Source organism: Enterococcus sp. DIV1315a (genome assembly GCF_051712325.1).
Taxonomy (GTDB): Bacteria; Bacillota; Bacilli; order Lactobacillales; family Enterococcaceae; genus Enterococcus; species Enterococcus faecalis.
This window is the reverse complement of sequence record NZ_JBIOOS010000001.1, coordinates 2,385,359-2,403,812: the sequence shown is the minus strand read 5'-3', so window position 1 is coordinate 2,403,812 and position 18,454 is coordinate 2,385,359. Positions and strand designations below refer to the sequence as shown.

Below are 18,454 nucleotides of genomic sequence, written 5' to 3'. Positions count from 1 at the left end.
TTTGGCGGTATTCTTTATAAAAACGTTTTCTTGGTGAACCCAATAGGTTATACTAAAACTATTACCAATGAAAGTTGTATGACGGTGGCTCTGAGTTAGAGAGGCAGGTGATGCCTATGTGTATCCGATGCACTTTAACGAAAGGAGCATTTTTTTGTCAATCGAAGCGGCATTGGAATTGATGATTAGTTTTGCTCTGAGGCTAAGGCGAAAGCGTTTAGCTCCGAGAAATAAGAAGGAATTTCCGAAAATAGTTCTTCAATTTTTGGAGAATTTCGGCTTATTTCCGAAGGAGTTGCTTTTGTTCAGCTGATTAGCGTTTGTTGCACTACTGATTTTCGGTATCCTTGAAGCAACGAAAAACGATAAAAAATAACCGTTCATAAGCTTGACAGGCCGAACGGTTAAACAGTAATAAAAACTTAACTCCGTAAGCCACCAGTTCTTATAACTGGTGTTGGTATAAAGGAGAGGTATGTACCCGCATACCTCTCTTTTTCATCTTTATAATAGCATAATTCTATTATAAATGGAAGCGCTCATAACTTTCCTTGAGCTTTTTATGAGTGAAATAGTTTTTGCCAAAAGCCTTTTTTAGCTGTTGGCTCTTCTTTTGGCGTTTCTGTTGCTTGAGGATATTTTTCTGTAACGTCAATCACAGGTTCATCGACTGCGTGTTTTTCAGCTAACAGTAAGCCGAGAGAGTCAGGGTTGTTCTCCACAAAATTGTTAACAATCTTAAAGGTTGCGCCATGCTGATTTAATAATTTAATATAGGTACTTTGCAGGTCAGAAGAGATTTCGCCATTTAAAAGTACTGTAACTTCAGGATGCTTCGCTAATTCTTCTAATAAATGTTGTTGATTCTGTGCATCTTTCATTTCAGCGACGGTCATGGAGAGACGGCAGCGTTCACGAAATGTGCCCATGTATTTGTGTTGTTCTTCAGGATTAACGAGGGGCGTACCGTACATTCCTTTATCCAGACGTTGTTGTAAGTCATCATTCGCCATTCAGTAACACTCCTTTCCTAACATTTCCCTCCATTATAGCATATCTTAGATAAGTCGTTGGTCAGTCGGCTTGAGAAGAAGTTTTTAATAAAGGAAAAAAAGTGGTTGCATTTGTGATGGTTTTCTCATACACTGTAACTAAGAATGAGAATCATTCTCAATTAAATAAAAATGGAGTTTTCTCATGAAAAAGATTGGTTTGTTTGTTCTACTATTACTTTTCAGCTTATTGTCATTAGTGATAGGGGTGAAGGACATTGCACTTTCTCAGTTGTTTCAATTAGATGCGCAGCAACAATTTGTTTTATTTACCACCCGTGTTCCCCGCACGTTGAGTTTAATCATTGCTGGTAGTACGATGAGTATTTCTGGCTTGATTATGCAGCAACTCACACAAAATAAATTTGTCGCTCCTAGTGTCGCTGGAACAACCGATAGTGCAAGGTTGGGTATTTTAATTGCAATGTTATTTTTCCCAACAGCTCCGTTTCTCTATCGAACGGCAATTGCTTTTATTTTTGCGCTAAGCGGGACCTTATTATTCTTAGCGCTCATTCGATTATTACCAAGTAAGAATCAAGTGATGGTCCCTTTGGTGGGCGTGATGTTTGGTAACATTCTAGGTTCAATTGCCACATTTTTTGCCTATCAATACCAATTGGTTCAAAATATGTCTGCTTGGTTACAAGGAAATTTTTCCACAGTTATGAAAGGGAATTATGAATGGTTATTCTTAATGATTCCTTTGTGGTTTGTTATTTATTTATTTGCTTATCATTTCACTGTCGTTGGTATGGGTGAAGCATTTGCAAATAGTCTTGGCGTCCATTACCAGCGAATTCAGTTTTTAGGTTTGACGCTGGTTGCTTTAGCAAGTGCCATCGTTTTATTGATGGTGGGGAATATTCCGTTTTTAGGGGTTGTGATTCCTAATCTCGTGTCTTTACGTTATGGCGATCATATGAAAAATACCTTGTGGTTAACTGGGATTTGCGGGAGTTTGTTCTTGTTAATCTGTGATATTTTAGCACGAGTATTGATTGCCCCCTATGAAATTCCTGTCAGCGTGGTTGTCGGAACATTAGGGAGCATTTTGTTCATTTTATTATTACTAAGGGGGCGCAAACAATGAAACGGCCTTTAAAAAAATGGCTTTCATTACTTTTGCTTTTAGCTGCCGTAGTAATTGTGAGTCTTTGTTATTTAACTTATAACACGTATGGCAATTGGTCCTTTGCTTTGGCGTTACGAGGCAAAAAGTTATTGGCTTTTATTTTTGTCGGAATCGCTGCGGCTTTTTCAACTATTAGTTTTCAAACAGTCACGCAAAATCATTTCCTAACGCCAAATATTTTAGGGATGGATTCCTTGTACGTCTTTGTGCAGACGGTGTTATTTTTTCTTTTAGGAGGCGCACAAGCGTTAGGTCAAGTAAGTCTTGGGTCGTTTTTGATGAACGTCTTTTTAATGGTGTTTTTAAGTACTAGTTTATCGTATTTTCTATTACGCAAAAATCAATCCGATTTATTTTTATTATTGATGATTGGCATGATTTTAGGTACTTTTTTCAGTAGTATTAGTACGTTTTTACAAGTGATTATGGATCCTAACGAATACGATTTACTCCAAGGAAAGTTGTTTGCCAGTTTTGGTAACGTCAATAGTCAGTATCTCGTTTTCGTTGGTGTGGCGGTACTCATAATTTGTGGGATACTTTGGCGGGAAAGTTACCGTTTAGACGTTTTACATTTAGGGAACCATCAAGCCCAGAATTTGGGGATTGCTGTGAATCAGTTTCAATTAGTGTTGTTGTGTTTGATCAGTAGTCTGGTCGGCTTATCAACAGCATTAGTGGGACCGATTACATTTTTAGGTTTTATCGTGGCCAATATGAGTTATCAATTCATGAAAACCTATCGCCACCGAGAACTGTTTGTGGCAGGGAGTTTAATAGCAGTCTTTTTACTGGTGTTCGGCCAATTGATGGTTGAACAGGTCTTTCATTTGAATACCCCGCTCAGTGTCGTGATTCAATTTGTTGGGGGCGTTTATTTTATATGGAAAATTATTGCAGAAAGGAAGCAACGCACATGATCCAGATGAGTGATGTATCAAAAAAATATGGCGATAAATTTGTCGTTTCAGACATTGATTTACCTATTTCTGAAGGCAAATTAACGGCCTTTATTGGGCCAAATGGCGCTGGGAAAAGCACGCTGCTAGCCATGATGAGTCGCTTAATTCCCAAAGATACCGGGGAAATTTATCTGGACAAGCAAGAAGTAAAAACCTGGAAGCAATCGGCTTTTTCACAAAAAATTGCCCTTTTAAAACAAGCCAACGGTGTACAACTTAAATTAACTGTGCGAGAACTGGTCAATTTTGGCCGCTTTCCTTATTCCAAAGGTCGCTTAAAAAGCGCTGACCATGAAAAAGTAACAGAAGCACTGGAACAATTGGGCTTAACTGAAATGGCGGAAGAATACATTGATACCCTTTCTGGAGGGCAATTACAACGGGCGTATATTGCCATGATTTTAGCCCAAGATACCGATTATATTTTATTGGATGAGCCCTTAAATAACCTCGACATGAATTATGCGGTTCAAATGATGCAGATTCTTAAACGCTTAGTGGATGAACTAGGAAAAACAATTCTGATTGTTCTACATGATATTAATTTTGCCGCAAGCTATGCAGATGAAATTGTCGCCATGAAAGGCGGCAAGCTCTATACGCATGGCGCAACAGAGGAAGTTATTCAAACAAGTATTTTAAATGATCTTTATGAAATGAATATCCGGATTTGTGAAATTGAAGGAAAACGCTTTTGTCTTTATCACTAAATCGGGCAATTTAAAAATAACGTTTTTGGAGGAAAAGAATGAAAAAGAAATTTTTAGCAATGATGGCAGTTTCAATGATGGGACTGTTAATGTTAAGTGCTTGTCAAACAAATAAAAAAACAGCAGATTCTGCAACAACGGAAACAACAGCCAAAACGGAAGTTACAGTCAAAGACACCAATGGTCAATTAACCGTTCCCAAAAATCCTCAGAAAGTCGTTGTTTTTGATAATGGTTCCTTGGATACAATGGACGCACTAGGTGTCGGTGACCGCGTAGTAGGTGCGCCAACCAAAAATATCCCTGCGTATTTAGAAAAATACCAAAAAGTTGAATCAGCAGGCGGCATTAAAGAACCAGATTTAGAAAAAATCAATCAACTAAAACCAGACTTGATTATTATTTCTGGTCGTCAACAAGATTATCAAGAACAATTAAAAGCCATTGCGCCAACCATTTACTTAGCTGTAGATGCCAAAAATCCTTGGGCATCAACGAAACAAAATATCGAAACGTTAGGCACTATTTTTGATAAAGAAGAGGTAGCTAAAGAAAAAATAACTGGCTTAGAAAAAGAAATTGCTGACGTAAAAAAACAAGCAGAAGCTAGCGCGAATAATGCGCTTGTTGTGTTAGTTAACGAAGGACAACTTTCCGCTTACGGAAAAGGCTCTCGTTTCGGTTTAATTCATGATACATTTGGCTTCAAAGCAGCAGACGATAAGATTGAAGCTTCCACTCATGGGCAAAGTGTTTCTTACGAATATGTTTTAGAAAAAAATCCTGGGATTCTCTTTGTGGTAGATCGCACCAAAGCAATTGGTGGCGACGATTCAAAAGATAACGTCGCTGCAAACGAATTGATTCAAAAAACCGATGCTGGTAAAAATGATAAAGTCATTATGCTTCAACCAGATGTTTGGTATCTAAGCGGTGGTGGATTAGAATCAATGCATTTGATGATAGAAGATGTTAAAAAAGGATTAGAGTAAAAAAAAGCCTAGGACAAAAATCACTTTGGATTTTTTTCCTAGGCTTAAAAGCTGATAAACGGCGGGAACAAAAGCAACTCCTTCGGAAATAAGCTGAAATTCTCCAAAAATTAAAGAACAATTTTCGGAAATTTCTTCTTATTTCTCGGAGCTAAACACTTCTGTCCCGACCTTCTTGATGAAAAACAAAAAAGTTTTAAATTAAAAATGTGGTTGACGGCCTCGAAAATGTTTGCTAAACTATCCGTAAATCAGTATGATTGATGAAACAAATAAAAGAACAAAATGTGATGAGAAGGAAAGTACTTTTTAAAATAGCTTGCAGAGAGCCTCGTTTGGTGAGAAGAGGTAGTGACGTTAAAGGGGAAATGGCCTTTGAACAGGTTGGTTGAAGCCGTTTGCTTAAACCAATTCAGGTGCGCCTGTTATAGCGCTACAGTATGATTGTACTGGAAACGAGCGGATCTTTTTTAGCGAAGAGATCAACAAAGGTGGTACCGCGATTGCATAAGCATTCGTCCTTTTTAGGACGAATGCTTTTTTTATTTGTTTAAAAAATATGAGGGGGCAACAACATGAAATTGGGGAAAAAAGTAGTAGGTTTGATTGCAACAGGGTTTCTTTTAGCCGCATGTGGCGGAACCAAAGAAGCGGCAGAGAAAGTAGATTCGGGAAATTTAGCAGCTGAACAAAAAATCAGTATTAGTTCACCTGCACCAATCTCAACATTGGATACAACACAAACAACAGATAAAAATACCTTTACAATGGCACAACATTTATTTGAAGGCCTTTATCGGTTTGATGATGATAGTGCCACGGTGCCAGCTCTAGCTAAAGATGTCAAGATTAGTGACGATGGGCGCAAGTACCACTTTACCTTGCGGGAGGGGATTAAGTGGAGCAACGGCGAGCCAATCACGGCCCAAGATTTTGTTTATTCTTGGAAAAAACTGGTGACACCAGCGACGATTGGACCGAATGCCTATTTACTAGACAGTGTTAAAAATAGTTTTGAAATACGCAACGGTGAAAAGTCAGTCGATGAATTAGGGATTTCAGCCCCTAATGACAAAGAATTCATTGTTGAATTAAAACAGGCCCAACCTTCCTTCTTAGCAGTCGTTTCGATTGCTTGGTTAGCGCCACAAAATCAAAAATTTGTCGAAGCGCAAGGCAAAGATTACGCCTTGGATAGTGAACATTTACTTTATAGCGGGCCATTTACGCTAGCCAATTGGGATGCGACTTCAGATACTTGGACATTGAAAAAAAATCCAGAATACTATGATGCGGATCAAGTGAAACTGGAAGAAGTTGCGGTTAGTACAATCAAAGAAGATAATACTGGGATTAACTTATATCAAGCGAATGAACTAGACTTAGTTCGCATTAACGGACAATATGTTCAACAATATCAAGAGGATCCAGGCTATGTCAGTCATCCAGATGTGGCCAACTACTTCTTAGATTTCAACAAAAAAGAAGGAACGCCATTAGCGAATGTTCATTTACGAAAAGCGATTGGCCAAGCAATTGATAAAGAAGCCTTAACACAAAGTGTCTTAAACGATGGGTCAAAACCCCTCAACGGATTGATTCCAAGTAAACTTTATGCGAATCCAGAAACAGATGAAGATTTCCGAGCTTACAGTGGCGAATATTTGAAAAATGACGTCAAAAAAGCCCAAGCAGAATGGACGAAAGCCCAAGCGGATGTCGGTAAAAAAGTGAAACTTTCATTGCTGGCGGCAGACACAGATCAAGGAAAACGAATTGCTGAATATGTTCAAAGTCAGTTGCAAGAAAATCTGCCAGGTTTAGAAATTACCATTTCAGCGCAACCAAGTAATAATGTGAACCAATCGCGACGTGAAAAAAATTATGAGTTGTCTCTTTCAGGTTGGATTGCCGGCAGTAGTGAATTAGACTCTTACTTTAACTTATATGCAGGAGAATCAAGTTACAATTATGGCAATTATCATAATGCCAAATACGACCAACTGGTAGAAGATGCGCGAACAATTAATGCCAATAATCCAGAGAAACAGTTTGCAGAATACAAAGAAGCGGAAGACATCTTGTTGAACCAAGATGCTGCCCAAGTACCGCTGTATCAAAGTGCCTCAAATTATCTAATCAATCCTAAATTGAAAGGCATTAGTTATCACTTGTATGGGGATTATTTCCACTTGCGCAATGCCTATTTAACAGAATGATTCAGGAAGAAGGAGTAAAAAATGGAAAAATTAGTCGAACGATTTTTAACTTACGTGAAAGTTAACACCCGTTCAGATGCCAACAGTCAAACCACACCGACGACGGTCGGTCAAGTGGTTTTAGCCAAAATGATTGAAACAGAACTTCATGAATTAGGTTTGGCCGATGTGCATTATAACGAACAAAACGGTTTTTTAACGGCACGGTTGCCGGGTAACCAACCTGCAGCGAAGAGCATCGGCTTGATTGCACATCTGGATACGGCGGATTTTTCAGCAGAAAATATCCGTCCCCAAGTCATCACTAATTATGATGGCCAAGATGTCCTCTTGAATCAAGAACAAGGCATCGTTTTATCGGTTGCTGAATTTCCCAATTTAAAAGAGTATCAAGGGGAAACGTTGATTACTACAGACGGAACCACACTTTTAGGAGCAGATGACAAAGCGGGAATTGTCGAGATTTTAGCTGCTGTTGAGTATTTTTTGACACATCCAGAAGTAGCGCGGGGGGATGTTTGGCTCGCCTTCGGTCCAGATGAAGAAATTGGACGCGGGGCCGATCAATTTGATGCACCGAACTTCCCAGTCGCTTTTGCGTATACGATCGACAGTGGCCGTGTGGGGCATTTCGAGTATGAAACGTTTAACGCTGCTCAAGCTGTGATAACAATTGAGGGAACCAGTGTCCATCCGGGAACGGCCTATGGTTCGTTAGTAAATGCCATTAAATTAGGCGAACAACTTGATCAATCACTACCGCAAAAGGAAGTGCCAGAACAAACACGTGGAAATGAAGGATTTTATTTACTCAATAAATTTACAGGAAGTATTGAAAAAGCAGAACTTGTCTATATCATTCGGGATCATGATCGAGAAAACTTTCAAGCGAGAAAGCAATTTTTGGAAAAACAAGTCCAACGTTTAAATGCGCTGGCGGATAAACCCAGACTAACAATTACTTTCCAAGACCAATACTATAATATGAAGGAAATCATCGAAAAAGATTGGACGCCTGTAGAATTGGCCGTCCAAGCAATGGAAAGTTGTGACATTGAACCAATCATCACACAATTTCGTGGCGGGACAGATGGTTCTAAGATTTCTTTCATGGGCATTCCCACGCCTAATCTATTTACAGGTGGCGAGAATTTTCACGGGCAATATGAATTCATTACCGTTGAATCAATGGCCAAAGCTGTTCAGACGATCATTGCCATCATTCGCTTAAACGCTAATTAAAGAAACACGCAAGGGAAATGCCGATTTTCCTTGCGTGTTTCGCTGTTTTTCGGTAAAGTATGTAGAAAAGTAGGGAGTTTTGCTCATGAATTATCCATTGATTTTTGCAGAAAACCAACGAATTGAAACCGAACGCTTGATTTTAAGACCTGTCACATTAGCCGATGCAGAAGATATGTACGAATATGCTTCAGATGAGGAAACGGTCCGCTATGTGTTTTTGAAAAACCAAACAATCGCTGAAACACGACAAAACATTGCTAAATATTTTATGGGAGAACCTTTAGGAAAATATGGGATTGAAGTGAAAGAAACGGGCAAAATGATTGGCACGATTGATTTGCGGGTCAATGAAACCAATAATATTGGAGAATTAGGCTATGTCTTGAACCGTGCCTTTTGGGGCAAAGGCTACATGCCTGAAGCCGCGACGGCGTTAGTTGAACTGGGTTTTGCAAAAATGAAACTCATGAGAATCTTTGCTTTACATGATCAAGACAATCCAGCTTCTGGTCGTGTCATGGAGAAAATTGGTTTTACCTACGAAGGAACACTGCCCAATGCTCGAATTAGTAAAGGGAAAATTGTCACAGATGTTTATCGTGGGATGACACTGGAAACATGGCAAAATCGACAAAAATAGAAGCGGAAGACAAGTTAAGAGAGGAATTAGAGAAATGTTGATGTTTACAGAAAAAGAATTCGCAGCCTTTGAAGTTGCTGGATTAGATGAACGAATGGCGGTTATCCGTGCGCAAATTCAACCTATTTTTCAAGAATTAGATACGTATTTTGCCGAACAACTAGCGCCTGAACTAGGAACGGAGTTGTTTGTCCATATTGCGCAACATCGCCGTCGCACCGTGTATCCACCAGAAAATACTTGGTCAGCACTTAGTCCGAATAAGCGCGGGTATAAAATGCAGCCGCATTTTCAATTAGGCATTTGGGGCGACTATGTGTTTATGTGGTTGTCATTCATTGATAATCCTAAAAATGAAAAGCAGATTGCGCAAGCCTTTTTAGAGAATCAGCAATTATTCCAAGCATTACCAGAAGATACGTATGTTTCCTTGGATCACACGGTTCCTCAAATTACTCCGCTGCCAGAAACGGATTTAGAAAAAGCCTTAACTCGTTTTAGAGATGTAAAAAAAGGTGAGTTTGAAATTGGGCGCATCATTCCCAAAGATAGTGCCTTGTGGCAAAACCCTGAAAAAGCACGCGCTTATATGTTGTCAACCTATCAACAACTCCTGCCATTGTATCAATTAGCTGTTGCCCAATAAGAGAAACAGACAGTTATTTTGTGTTTTAGTGTTATTTTATCGAATTATCTAATCGTCAAAAATGAGAAAAGCTCACAATGTTAGTTTTAAACACTAACATTGTGAGCTTTTCTTTAGTTTAGGTGATGGAAATTTAAGAAATTAAAGATGATTTTTTTGAAAAAGGGGATAGTCTTTACTGTTTTCCCTTGTTTCCTTTAAATAACGTAGCTTAAAAGACACGATATATAAGGAACTTGTTGAAATAAGGGGTATCAACTGGAAAAAACTGTTGTTTTGAAGAGCCTTTTCTTTGCTATCATAGTGGTATATAAAAGGTTGTGAGAGATACTTAAATTCAAAAGGAGGTTTTTCAATGAAAAAAAAGCGTTATTTAATGATTGTGTGTCTACTATCTTCTCCTAGTTTTTTTATAAATGTTGAAGCGTCTGATGGTGGTTCTAGTTCGGTGGGGATTGAATTTTACCAAAATCCGAGAACACCCGCTCCTAAAGATCCCCCACCGAAAACAGATGCGCCAGCTGCTGATCCCAAGGAACCAGCTGGTCCTCTGCAAGGAGATCAACGAAGTGGTGGTTCGACACAGACCACCACAACTGGCTCAACGCTCCCTCGTACAGGGAGCAAGAGTCAGGCAAATTTGAGCATTCTCGGCTTAGTCTTAATTGGCTTGGCGGGAATCGTACATAGAAAGAAGGGACGACATGAAGCAAACTAAGTGGCAACGATTAGCAACCATTGGCTTGTGTAGTTCTTTAGTAATTAACGCCTTTTCTGGTGTGACGGCAGTTGCGGAAACCGTGACGATTGAAAGTAGTCCAACCGCCGAAAGTAGTGCCAAGGAAGAGACGCAAGCCAGTAGCGTGAAGGAAGAAACAACGAAAGCCAGTACGGAAAATAGTCAAGTAACGACTGACACGAGTCAGGAAGAAGAAACGAAAGAAGCGGAACAAAAAGAAAAAACGGAAATCGTTCAAGAAGAAAATATACTTGAACCATCCAGTGTTCAAGCGAAAATTATGCCTAGGGCATTTGTCTGGGCAGCTACAGGGGCAACGAATAAAACTACGGTTCGTCTCAATGATGTAGTTGATTATCGGTTGAAATTTGAAAATATTACAACAGATGACACAAATTCAGATATTGTTGGTCCGATTCGAATTGAATCAAAATTGGCAGCAGGAATGACTAGACCCACTTCAGTTATTATTAAAGTTGGCCCCGAGGAACAAAATGTAGTTCTAGGGGAAGGCTCTCATAATGCCAATAGTGGTGGCGAATATTTTGTTTGGACAGAGTCCACTAGGACGGTCACTGCATTTATTAATCGTCTACACGGGAGAACTTCTGGAAATACTGGGTATATCAAAACGTTGTATTTTCAGACAAGAATTACTTCTGGTATACACAATGAAAAAAAATATATCGATTCCACGATTCGATTTAATGGTTTTGGTGCAGTCAATAGACGAAATGAAATGACATATGTGGATAAATTTGCTGGTAACTTAGGTTTAAAAGGGAGTTTAAAATTTTACGATGAGGATGGACAGTCTAGTAAGGAACAAATGAGCCTTTCCATGAATCCAGTACTATTTAAATCAACCAACTCTAAAGTTGAAGGAACACTGTTAAGATATCCTTTAACTATGACAAACGCTGGCAATGGACTTTATAGTTTTAATACAGGACTAAAAACTGTAGGCACTAGTAATGGGGGTTCGTGGCTTTTCTTTAGTAACGACATTGCGATTAATTTTGCTACAGCTACCACCAATAGAATTGATAAAATTGTGTTAACGCCGCCTAAAACAACATTTCCAGATAGCCGAACAGGTGTGATGACTTCCAGAGCATATACATCAACAACTTATACGAGAAGCAACTATGATATTTCAGCATATAACTTTACTAAAGCGACTGGTAAGACGTGGCGCATAACTAATCTTAATCCTCATAGCGGAGTAAGTACTAATATTATGTTTAGTGACAATCTTGTGGGAACAACAGGACAATTTAATGCAGGAAATAATAGTGCAACGATTACCTACTATATTTATTACAAAAAACTTTATGAGAATTTTGTTAATAGTAGTGGACAAAAAATCGCACCACCCCCGGGATTCACTCAGGGTAAGAAAACAGTTATAAATAGTGAAGCGTACACTTTCAAACAAGCAGGCACCTTACCAGACACCTACACAACAGGTGGTAAAACCTACAAGTTCAAAGGTTGGTACAAAGGTAAAACAAAGCCAAGTACCTTGACAACTACCAAAGCACCAAGCTATGCGGTGACGTATGATGGGAATGATGACTTGAATGTGGTGTATGAGGAAGTAGTCACCAAAACCTATACATTACCTAGCAAAGAAATTACTTTTGGCTATGTAGACGAAAAAGGTAATTTAATCAATCCTGCTAATTTCACATTGAAAGCAACGATGTCTGAAACAACGAAAAGTGGTACAACAACACCTTTTTCAACGATTACAGGAACCAATGTAACGACAACGAATCTTAAAAAATTAACGATTCCACAAAAAGTCTATACCTTACCAGAGTCTGTGGAAGGTACCACATATGGTACACGAAGTGTTACACATGAAATTCCGAAATACTATCGCACCATTTCAATCTCACCAACGGCAACTTATACAGGGGATAAAACGAAATATCCACTTGCGAATGAGGTCAGAAAAGATATTGTAAATCCAAGTACGGTTGTTAGTTCAAGTCCTGGTACAAATGCATATGAATTAGGTAAAACCAGTAATACATCATATAACACCAAACAATATTATTGGAACTGGGATACGACTGAGACACTTTATGCAATGGGTGTTTACTCTGGTAACGTAGGAGCGACTTACAATTTAGCTACCCCAGATAAAACTGTTTATTATTATTTAGAAAACCGCCGTGTTACCGAAAACTTCGTAGCCACAAGCGGTGCCAAAATCACACCGCCCACAGGTTTCACCCAAGGAAAACAAACGGTGATCACAAGTGATGATTATACGTTCAAACAAGCAGGTACCTTGCCAGATACCTACAAAGTCGGCACAAAAACCTACAAGTTCAAAGGCTGGTACAAAGGTAAAACCAAACCAGCGACTTTAAAAACAACGAAGACACCAAGTTATGCGGTGACGTATGATGATAATGATGATTTAAATGTGGTGTATGAGGAAATGATTCCCAAAGATACGTGGGTTTATCCAGGTTTCCATGCAGATTTTGTCGATGAAAAAGGACAAGCTTTCAATGAACCGTTAACGTTTTCTGGAAACTACACACAGACACTAAGAAAAGCGGTAGACCAGACATATGTGACAACGGGCGCCATGAATCCACTGGTAAGTATTAAAAATACGAATGAAGCCAATGTCTATACTATTACGACCCAATCAAGAGTTAATATTCCAGCAAACTTTGATGAAGTTCCTAGCGATATTTATGATATTCGTAGTTATGCAATCAACGACTGGAATATTACAACGGAACTAAAATATGTGGACAAAATTGAAACAATGAATACCACATTACCTGTTTCTGTGTATCCAGTGGGCTTTGTCGGGACTGATCCAGTGTTTAACAATAGTGGTCCGGGCCAATTAAATGAGATAGATAAATCCTTTAAAAAAGGGATAGATAATAAATTTTCAATAAAAGCAACATTTGGTGTCGGTAGCTCAGTAAACACTGTTCCAAGATTATTACTTGTAGCTCGTGCGACAGGAAATCCAGAGAATAAGATCGTTTTACATGGTTTTGATGGGACACAAGACTTCAAACAAACCATGAACTATAAAGTCACACGGAAACAAGTCACCGAAAACTTTGTCGATGCCAACGGTGCCAAAATCACTGCACCAACAGGCTTCACCCAAGGCAACCAAGTACCAATGAACAGTAACACCTTCAAGTACACAGCGGCACAAGCTTTACCAACGACGTATACTGCAGGTGGCAAGACCTATACGTTCCAAGGGTGGTATAAAGGGAAAACCAAGCCAAGTACGTTGAACAAAACAACAACACCAACGTTCAATGCGACTTTTGATGGCAATGATGATATGACCGCCATGTATAAGGAAGAAATACCGATGGCTAGTGTCACATTAACTCGACCAAAAGAAGTGATCGATACGAATACCAATGTAATTTGGACAACAACGATCACGAATACCAGCAAAGCACCCTTACAAAATCTCACCTTGAAAAAAGGTCCCAATTGGTCAGCTGGTCTGACAATCCCGTCCTTTATGGAAGTGACACCAGAAGGAGGAACGACAAAATCAATCCCAGTAACTAATACACTTTGGACAGAGGGGGTTCCTGTACCGAATGCCGTTCCTGTTGGCAAAAAAGTTTCAATTGCGTTCACAACTCGCGCAACAGGGAGACCAAACACTGTTTTGAAAGCAGAAGTTGTAGTGTTTGGTGGTATTAAAGACAGTACAGTGGACAACTTCGTGAGAATTCGTCCAAATGATCAAGAAGTAGTTACACCAACGACCGAAGGCTTCATCAGTGTGCCAACCTTCGACTTCGGCCAAGTGGGCGTTGCAGGAAGTAAGCAACAACACAGCTTGAAACAAGCCGCGGATTACTACGGTAATGGTACACGGAATCCGTATGTCCGAATTAAGAAGACTCAACCAAATTGGAGCTTAACGGCGCAACTGTCGCAACCGAAATCAGCGACAGACAGCTTGCCTACAGCGACCCGCTTATTATTAGGGGCGGCACCTGTCTCTAGCTTCACCAATTACAATCAACCAACCGAGTTGAAAAATGCGGTCGGTACCACGAGTGCCATTAGCTTAACAGCCAACAACACGGCGACGAGTATTATTGCCAACAAGCAATTCACAGGTAGTAATGTTTACCAGTTGGACTTCACCTTCAATAATGTCAAACTTGAAGTGCCAGCCAATCAAGGTATTAAAGGGCAACAATACAAGGCCGCGGTTACGTGGAATCTTGTGACTGGACCTTAACAAGAATACGTGAATAAAAGCTAAACCGCCCTCAAAAAGTCTAACTTTTTGAGGGCGGTTTATTATTTTTATGGAAAGCCAATTTTATCTAACGGATAATAACGAAAAGTCAAAACACCTTCCACACTCTCTTGTTTAACAAAGCCAAAGTAACGACTGTCATCTGAGCGCGGGCGATTATCCCCCAAGACAAAATACATGCCTTCTGGAACGGTCAGGGATTGGGTGGCTTCTAAGGTCTCTAAGGTAAAATCTTGGGTATAATTTTCATTTTTAGAGACATTTCGTTTAGCACTTGCTAAGTAATCTTCACTGAGTGATACACCATTAATATAGAGGGTATCATCGCGATACTCGACTGTTTCGCCAGGTAAACCAATTAAACGTTTGGCTACTCGTTGGCCGTTGCGCGGGCTAGGAAAAGCGATAATATCAAAGCGTTGTGGCTTTTTAATCGAGGTCACCCATAAACGGTCGTTGTTATGAAGTGTTGGTTCCATTGAAGAGCCATTCACCGCAGCAGGGGAGAACACATAGTGTCGAATCAGCAAGACAGCGCCGACTAGCAAAACCAACTGAACCAATCGTTTTAATAATGAGGACATGGACTTCACTCCTTTGTCCTTTTAGTGTACTACAGACAAGGAAAAGAAAAAAGTTTTCCCCTTAAGAAAGGTGTGCTAAAAAACGTTTCATAAAGCGTTGGCGAATTAAAATAACAACATAAGCAGCTGCGACAGCCTTGATGATACCAGGAATAATAAACGGAGCAAACCCGCCCGCGAAAGCATTTGGCCACGGTAGATTTGCGGAATATTTCAACCAAATCATACCGAAAACTAAGGTAACTAAGGCGCCGGCAATATTTGCGATAATGGCCCAAGTATAGTTAAAGGTTGTTTTTTCTAAAATATAACCAGTTAATAAGCCGTTAAAGATAAAGCCGATTAAATAGCCGCCAGTTGGTCCAAAGAGTACACCGAACCCGCTAGACATCCCAGCGTAAACGGGTAAACCAATTAATCCTAATAAGAAGTAAATTAAAATAGCGTAGGTCCCTGTTCGTTTGCCCAAAACGGTAGCGGTTAAGCCGATGGCGAACGTTTGTCCAGTCAAGGGGACAATCCCCAATGGAATTGTAAATTGTGAAAGTACAGCAATAATCACAGCGAATTCTGCTGCTAAAATTAAAGAGCGTAACGATGCTTTATTCATAAGAAGCCTCACTTTCTATTGTTAACCAATTATTTTTGTTTGGTTAACAATAGTTTAGCGGAAGTAAACAATTTTGTAAAGAGGGCAAAGAAAAAAACCTTGCCAAGAAAGGCAAGGTTTTGAAAGAAGGTAAGAACCGAAGTTCGACCTTTTGAAATCTTAAAGTTTTTGGTTGTAGTATTCAACGACAAGTGCTTCGTCGATTTCTGGGTAAAGTTCATCACGTTCTGGTAAACGAGTGAAGCTACCTTCTAATTTTTCAGTGTCAAAGCTTACGAATGCTGGACGTCCAACAGTTGCTTCAACCGCTTCTTTAATTGTTGAGATGTTTTGAGATTTTTCACGAACACCGATCACTTGACCAACTTCAACGTGGTATGATGGAATATCAACACGTTTGCCGTCTACAGTGATGTGGCCATGGTTAACTAATTGACGTGCTTGACGACGAGTAGTTGCAAGACCTAAACGGTAAACAACGTTATCTAAGCGTTGTTCTAGTAAAACCATGAAGTTAACACCGTGTTTACCTTCTTTGATTTTGCTTGCTTTAATGAACAACGTACGGAATTGACGTTCGTTCATGCCATACATATGACGTAATTTTTGTTTTTCAGTTAATTGCATTCCGTATTCAGAAACTTTACCACGGCTGTTAGGTCCGTGTTGTCCTGGTTTGTAAGGGCGACGAGCTAGTTCTTTACCAGTACCTGATAAAGAGATACCTAGACGACGAGATACTTTCCATGATGGTCCAGTATAACGAGACATTAAAAATTCCTCCAATAAATAAATGTTTTTTTGGAGTAAAATAATTAGATGAAAAATTCATATTCGTTCAGTTCATTCTTCAACCTTCGCCTTTGCAGCCGCGGTTACGCAGTTGAACCAAGTTTGGCAATGAACTGTTGACGAGTTATTATTCTTCTGCTGCAATTATTTTACACAAAATCTAGTATACTTAATAGGATAGGAAACGTCAAGGTTTTAAAGTGAAATATGAAAAAAAGGTAGACAAAAACACTTTTCCTCATTAGAATAAGGGGAGATGTTTTGAAAATATAAGTTGAAAACGGAATGAAAGGGAGTTTACAATGAAGTCTGGTTCACCATTGTTTGAACAAATTGATAAATCCATCGACAAGAAAGTGAATTTATTCTCAAACAGCTTTTCCCGCTACGCTGTTCGTGCAATGCTTGCTTGTCTATTTTTAACGTTGGGAACAGCCGTTGCTTTTGCAATCGCAATTAAAGGAGAAGGAATTTCTCATGGTTTAGGGAAAATGCTTTACGCCTTCATGTTCAGTTGGTCACTTGTGATGATTTTATATATGAATGCCGAACTTGGTACCTCGAATATGTTGTACATGACTGTTGGCGTCTATCGTAAAAAAGTCAACTTTTCCTTAGCTGCAAAAATTTTATTTACCTGTATCTTATTCAATTTAATTGGTGGTGTCTTATTTGGTTTCTTGGTATCACTTACGGTGCCGTTCCAAGATTTACCAAAAGATAGTTTCTTCTTTACGTCGATTGCTGGAAAATTAGAAAAAACCACCCTGCAAATTTTAGTTGAAGCTATGTTCGCCAATATTGTGGTTAATACAGCCGTATTAGTGAGTATGCGAATGAAAGATGACGCCGGCAAAGTCGCGGCCATTATTTTCATTATCTTTATCTTTGCTTTCCTTGGTTTTGAACACGTGATTGCCAACTTCCCAGCCTTCAGTTTAGCTTACTTTGCTTCAAACGGCGCAATTGAAGCTTTCACAGCTGGTAATGTTATTCATAATCTTTTCTGGGCCTTTATCGGTAACTTTATCGGTGGTGGCTTAATTATGGGTCTCGGCTATGCTTGGTTAGATAAAGACAACAAAAACTTAACGTATTTTGATTAATTGACCAACCAACTATACTAAAACATGGTACACTGTTTTAGTATAGTTTTTTTATTATGAGGAGCGAAGGAATGGACACACTTCAATTTCAGAAGAACCCAGAAACAGCAGCAAAAATGTCTGCTTATATGAAACACCAATTTGTTTTTGCAGGCATCCCCGCCCCAGAACGTCAAGCGTTAAGTAAACAACTTTTAAAAGAAAGTCATACGTGGCCAAAGGAAAAATTATGCCAAGAGATTGAGGCTTACTATCAAAAAACAGAACGAGAATATCAGTATGTCGCTATTGATTTAGCCCTTCAAAATGTTCGGAGATTTTCATTAGAAGAGGTCGTAGCGTTTAAAGCCTATGTTCCACAAAAAGCGTGGTGGGATAGTGTGGATGCTTGGCGAAAATTTTTTGGGTCGTGGGTGGCGTTGCATCTGACTGAATTGCCAACGATTTTTGCCCTTTTTTATGGCGCTGAAAATTTCTGGAATCGGCGTGTTGCGCTGAATTTACAGTTGATGTTGAAAGAAAAGACCAATCAGGACCTGTTGAAAAAGGCGATTATTTATGATAGAACTACAGAGGAGTTCTTCATTCAAAAAGCGATTGGCTGGTCCTTACGCCAATATAGTAAAACGAATCCGCAATGGGTCGAGGAATTGATGAATGAATTAGTGTTGAGTCCTTTAGCACAACGAGAAGGCAGTAAATATTTAGCGAAAGCGAGCGAATAAGGAGAAATG

Annotated in this window: 17 protein-coding genes and 1 other annotated feature; of the genes, 13 read left to right on the top strand and 4 right to left on the bottom strand. The window is 39.3% G+C overall.

Annotated elements, in window-relative coordinates:
- The first annotated feature begins 127 nt into the window (after positions 1-127).
- A complete protein-coding gene (locus IGJ03_RS11420; RefSeq protein ID WP_048943525.1) occupies positions 128-313 on the top strand; it encodes a hypothetical protein in 186 nt (61 codons plus the stop codon).
- A gap of 247 nt (positions 314-560) precedes the next feature.
- On the opposite strand, the gene IGJ03_RS11415 is transcribed toward IGJ03_RS11420, so the two are convergent.
- Positions 561-1,013, bottom strand: coding sequence for a YueI family protein (locus tag IGJ03_RS11415; RefSeq protein WP_002367417.1), 453 nt, complete (start codon positions 1,011-1,013; stop codon positions 561-563).
- Between the two features lie 184 nt (positions 1,014-1,197).
- Between IGJ03_RS11415 and IGJ03_RS11410 the strand changes: the two genes are divergently transcribed.
- The 10 genes from IGJ03_RS11410 (at position 1,198) to IGJ03_RS11365 (ending at position 14,607) form a co-directional block, all read left to right on the top strand.
- The gene (locus IGJ03_RS11410) at positions 1,198-2,145 is read left to right on the top strand and encodes an ABC transporter permease (RefSeq protein WP_262122518.1); all 948 of its coding nucleotides are present in this window, start codon (positions 1,198-1,200) and stop codon (positions 2,143-2,145) included.
- Positions 2,142-3,107: an iron chelate uptake ABC transporter family permease subunit gene (locus tag IGJ03_RS11405; RefSeq protein WP_002367415.1), complete on the top strand. Its 966-nt coding sequence runs from the start codon at positions 2,142-2,144 to the stop codon at positions 3,105-3,107. Before IGJ03_RS11410 ends, IGJ03_RS11405 begins: the two co-directional genes overlap by 4 nt.
- A complete protein-coding gene (locus IGJ03_RS11400) occupies positions 3,104-3,859 on the top strand; it encodes an iron ABC transporter ATP-binding protein (RefSeq protein WP_375804768.1) in 756 nt (251 codons plus the stop codon). The genes IGJ03_RS11405 and IGJ03_RS11400 overlap by 4 nt, the downstream gene beginning before the upstream one ends.
- A gap of 38 nt (positions 3,860-3,897) precedes the next feature.
- Positions 3,898-4,851 carry a siderophore ABC transporter substrate-binding protein gene (locus IGJ03_RS11395; RefSeq protein ID WP_002408267.1) on the top strand — a complete coding sequence of 318 codons (954 nt, stop codon included), beginning with the start codon at positions 3,898-3,900 and terminating at the stop codon, positions 4,849-4,851.
- Between the two features lie 281 nt (positions 4,852-5,132).
- Positions 5,133-5,377: a binding site (T-box leader), on the top strand.
- 49 nt (positions 5,378-5,426) lie between these two features.
- Positions 5,427-7,070, top strand: coding sequence for a peptide ABC transporter substrate-binding protein (locus tag IGJ03_RS11390; protein WP_375804767.1), 1,644 nt, complete (start codon positions 5,427-5,429; stop codon positions 7,068-7,070).
- Positions 7,071-7,091: 21 nt separating this feature from the next.
- On the top strand, positions 7,092-8,312 hold the full coding sequence (gene pepT / locus IGJ03_RS11385; protein ID WP_048955710.1) for a peptidase T: 1,221 nt from the start codon (positions 7,092-7,094) through the stop codon (positions 8,310-8,312).
- 85 nt (positions 8,313-8,397) lie between these two features.
- Positions 8,398-8,955, top strand: coding sequence for a GNAT family N-acetyltransferase (locus tag IGJ03_RS11380; RefSeq protein ID WP_002398158.1), 558 nt, complete (start codon positions 8,398-8,400; stop codon positions 8,953-8,955).
- A 34-nt stretch (positions 8,956-8,989) separates the two neighbouring features.
- Positions 8,990-9,601, top strand: a complete 612-nt coding sequence (locus tag IGJ03_RS11375) for a YktB family protein (protein ID WP_010821902.1) — start codon at positions 8,990-8,992, stop codon at positions 9,599-9,601.
- Between the two features lie 355 nt (positions 9,602-9,956).
- Positions 9,957-10,319 (top strand): LPXTG cell wall anchor domain-containing protein, encoded by a 363-nt coding sequence (locus tag IGJ03_RS11370; RefSeq protein ID WP_085443609.1) that lies wholly within the window; start codon positions 9,957-9,959, stop codon positions 10,317-10,319.
- On the top strand, positions 10,306-14,607 hold the full coding sequence (locus IGJ03_RS11365) for a WxL domain-containing protein (protein ID WP_375804853.1): 4,302 nt from the start codon (positions 10,306-10,308) through the stop codon (positions 14,605-14,607). Before IGJ03_RS11370 ends, IGJ03_RS11365 begins: the two co-directional genes overlap by 14 nt.
- A 68-nt stretch (positions 14,608-14,675) precedes the next feature.
- Here the strand turns inward: IGJ03_RS11365 and lepB are convergent, their stop codons facing one another.
- From lepB to rpsD, 3 genes are all read right to left on the bottom strand, one after another.
- Positions 14,676-15,212, bottom strand: coding sequence for a signal peptidase I (lepB, locus tag IGJ03_RS11360; protein WP_002383266.1), 537 nt, complete (start codon positions 15,210-15,212; stop codon positions 14,676-14,678).
- A gap of 61 nt (positions 15,213-15,273) precedes the next feature.
- Positions 15,274-15,822: a biotin transporter BioY gene (locus IGJ03_RS11355; RefSeq protein WP_438711140.1), complete on the bottom strand. Its 549-nt coding sequence runs from the start codon at positions 15,820-15,822 to the stop codon at positions 15,274-15,276.
- A 159-nt stretch (positions 15,823-15,981) separates the two neighbouring features.
- On the bottom strand, positions 15,982-16,593 hold the full coding sequence (gene rpsD, locus IGJ03_RS11350; protein WP_002365342.1) for a 30S ribosomal protein S4: 612 nt from the start codon (positions 16,591-16,593) through the stop codon (positions 15,982-15,984).
- Positions 16,594-16,916: 323 nt separating this feature from the next.
- Here rpsD and IGJ03_RS11345 point away from each other — a divergent pair, with 323 nt between their 5' ends.
- Positions 16,917-17,720 (top strand): formate/nitrite transporter family protein, encoded by an 804-nt coding sequence (locus IGJ03_RS11345; protein ID WP_002375588.1) that lies wholly within the window; start codon positions 16,917-16,919, stop codon positions 17,718-17,720.
- Between the two features lie 71 nt (positions 17,721-17,791).
- Entirely contained in the window at positions 17,792-18,445 is a 654-nt protein-coding gene (locus IGJ03_RS11340) for a DNA alkylation repair protein (protein WP_010715463.1), read from the top strand.
- Positions 18,446-18,454: the final 9 nt, after the last annotated feature.

What these genes read in the sequence shown, in the direction of transcription:
- IGJ03_RS11420 (WP_048943525.1), top strand. Translation starts at nt 128, where the DNA reads ATGCACTTTAACGAAAGGAGCATTTTTTTGTCAATCGAAGCGGCATTG.
- IGJ03_RS11415 (WP_002367417.1), bottom strand. Translation starts at nt 1,013, where the DNA reads ATGGCGAATGATGACTTACAACAACGTCTGGATAAAGGAATGTACGGT.
- IGJ03_RS11410 (WP_262122518.1), top strand. Translation starts at nt 1,198, where the DNA reads ATGAAAAAGATTGGTTTGTTTGTTCTACTATTACTTTTCAGCTTATTG.
- IGJ03_RS11405 (WP_002367415.1), top strand. Translation starts at nt 2,142, where the DNA reads ATGAAACGGCCTTTAAAAAAATGGCTTTCATTACTTTTGCTTTTAGCT.
- IGJ03_RS11400 (WP_375804768.1), top strand. Translation starts at nt 3,104, where the DNA reads ATGATCCAGATGAGTGATGTATCAAAAAAATATGGCGATAAATTTGTC.
- IGJ03_RS11395 (WP_002408267.1), top strand. Translation starts at nt 3,898, where the DNA reads ATGAAAAAGAAATTTTTAGCAATGATGGCAGTTTCAATGATGGGACTG.
- IGJ03_RS11390 (WP_375804767.1), top strand. Translation starts at nt 5,427, where the DNA reads ATGAAATTGGGGAAAAAAGTAGTAGGTTTGATTGCAACAGGGTTTCTT.
- pepT (WP_048955710.1), top strand. Translation starts at nt 7,092, where the DNA reads ATGGAAAAATTAGTCGAACGATTTTTAACTTACGTGAAAGTTAACACC.
- IGJ03_RS11380 (WP_002398158.1), top strand. Translation starts at nt 8,398, where the DNA reads ATGAATTATCCATTGATTTTTGCAGAAAACCAACGAATTGAAACCGAA.
- IGJ03_RS11375 (WP_010821902.1), top strand. Translation starts at nt 8,990, where the DNA reads ATGTTGATGTTTACAGAAAAAGAATTCGCAGCCTTTGAAGTTGCTGGA.
- IGJ03_RS11370 (WP_085443609.1), top strand. Translation starts at nt 9,957, where the DNA reads ATGAAAAAAAAGCGTTATTTAATGATTGTGTGTCTACTATCTTCTCCT.
- IGJ03_RS11365 (WP_375804853.1), top strand. Translation starts at nt 10,306, where the DNA reads ATGAAGCAAACTAAGTGGCAACGATTAGCAACCATTGGCTTGTGTAGT.
- lepB (WP_002383266.1), bottom strand. Translation starts at nt 15,212, where the DNA reads ATGTCCTCATTATTAAAACGATTGGTTCAGTTGGTTTTGCTAGTCGGC.
- IGJ03_RS11355 (WP_438711140.1), bottom strand. Translation starts at nt 15,822, where the DNA reads ATGAATAAAGCATCGTTACGCTCTTTAATTTTAGCAGCAGAATTCGCT.
- rpsD (WP_002365342.1), bottom strand. Translation starts at nt 16,593, where the DNA reads ATGTCTCGTTATACTGGACCATCATGGAAAGTATCTCGTCGTCTAGGT.
- IGJ03_RS11345 (WP_002375588.1), top strand. Translation starts at nt 16,917, where the DNA reads ATGAAGTCTGGTTCACCATTGTTTGAACAAATTGATAAATCCATCGAC.
- IGJ03_RS11340 (WP_010715463.1), top strand. Translation starts at nt 17,792, where the DNA reads ATGGACACACTTCAATTTCAGAAGAACCCAGAAACAGCAGCAAAAATG.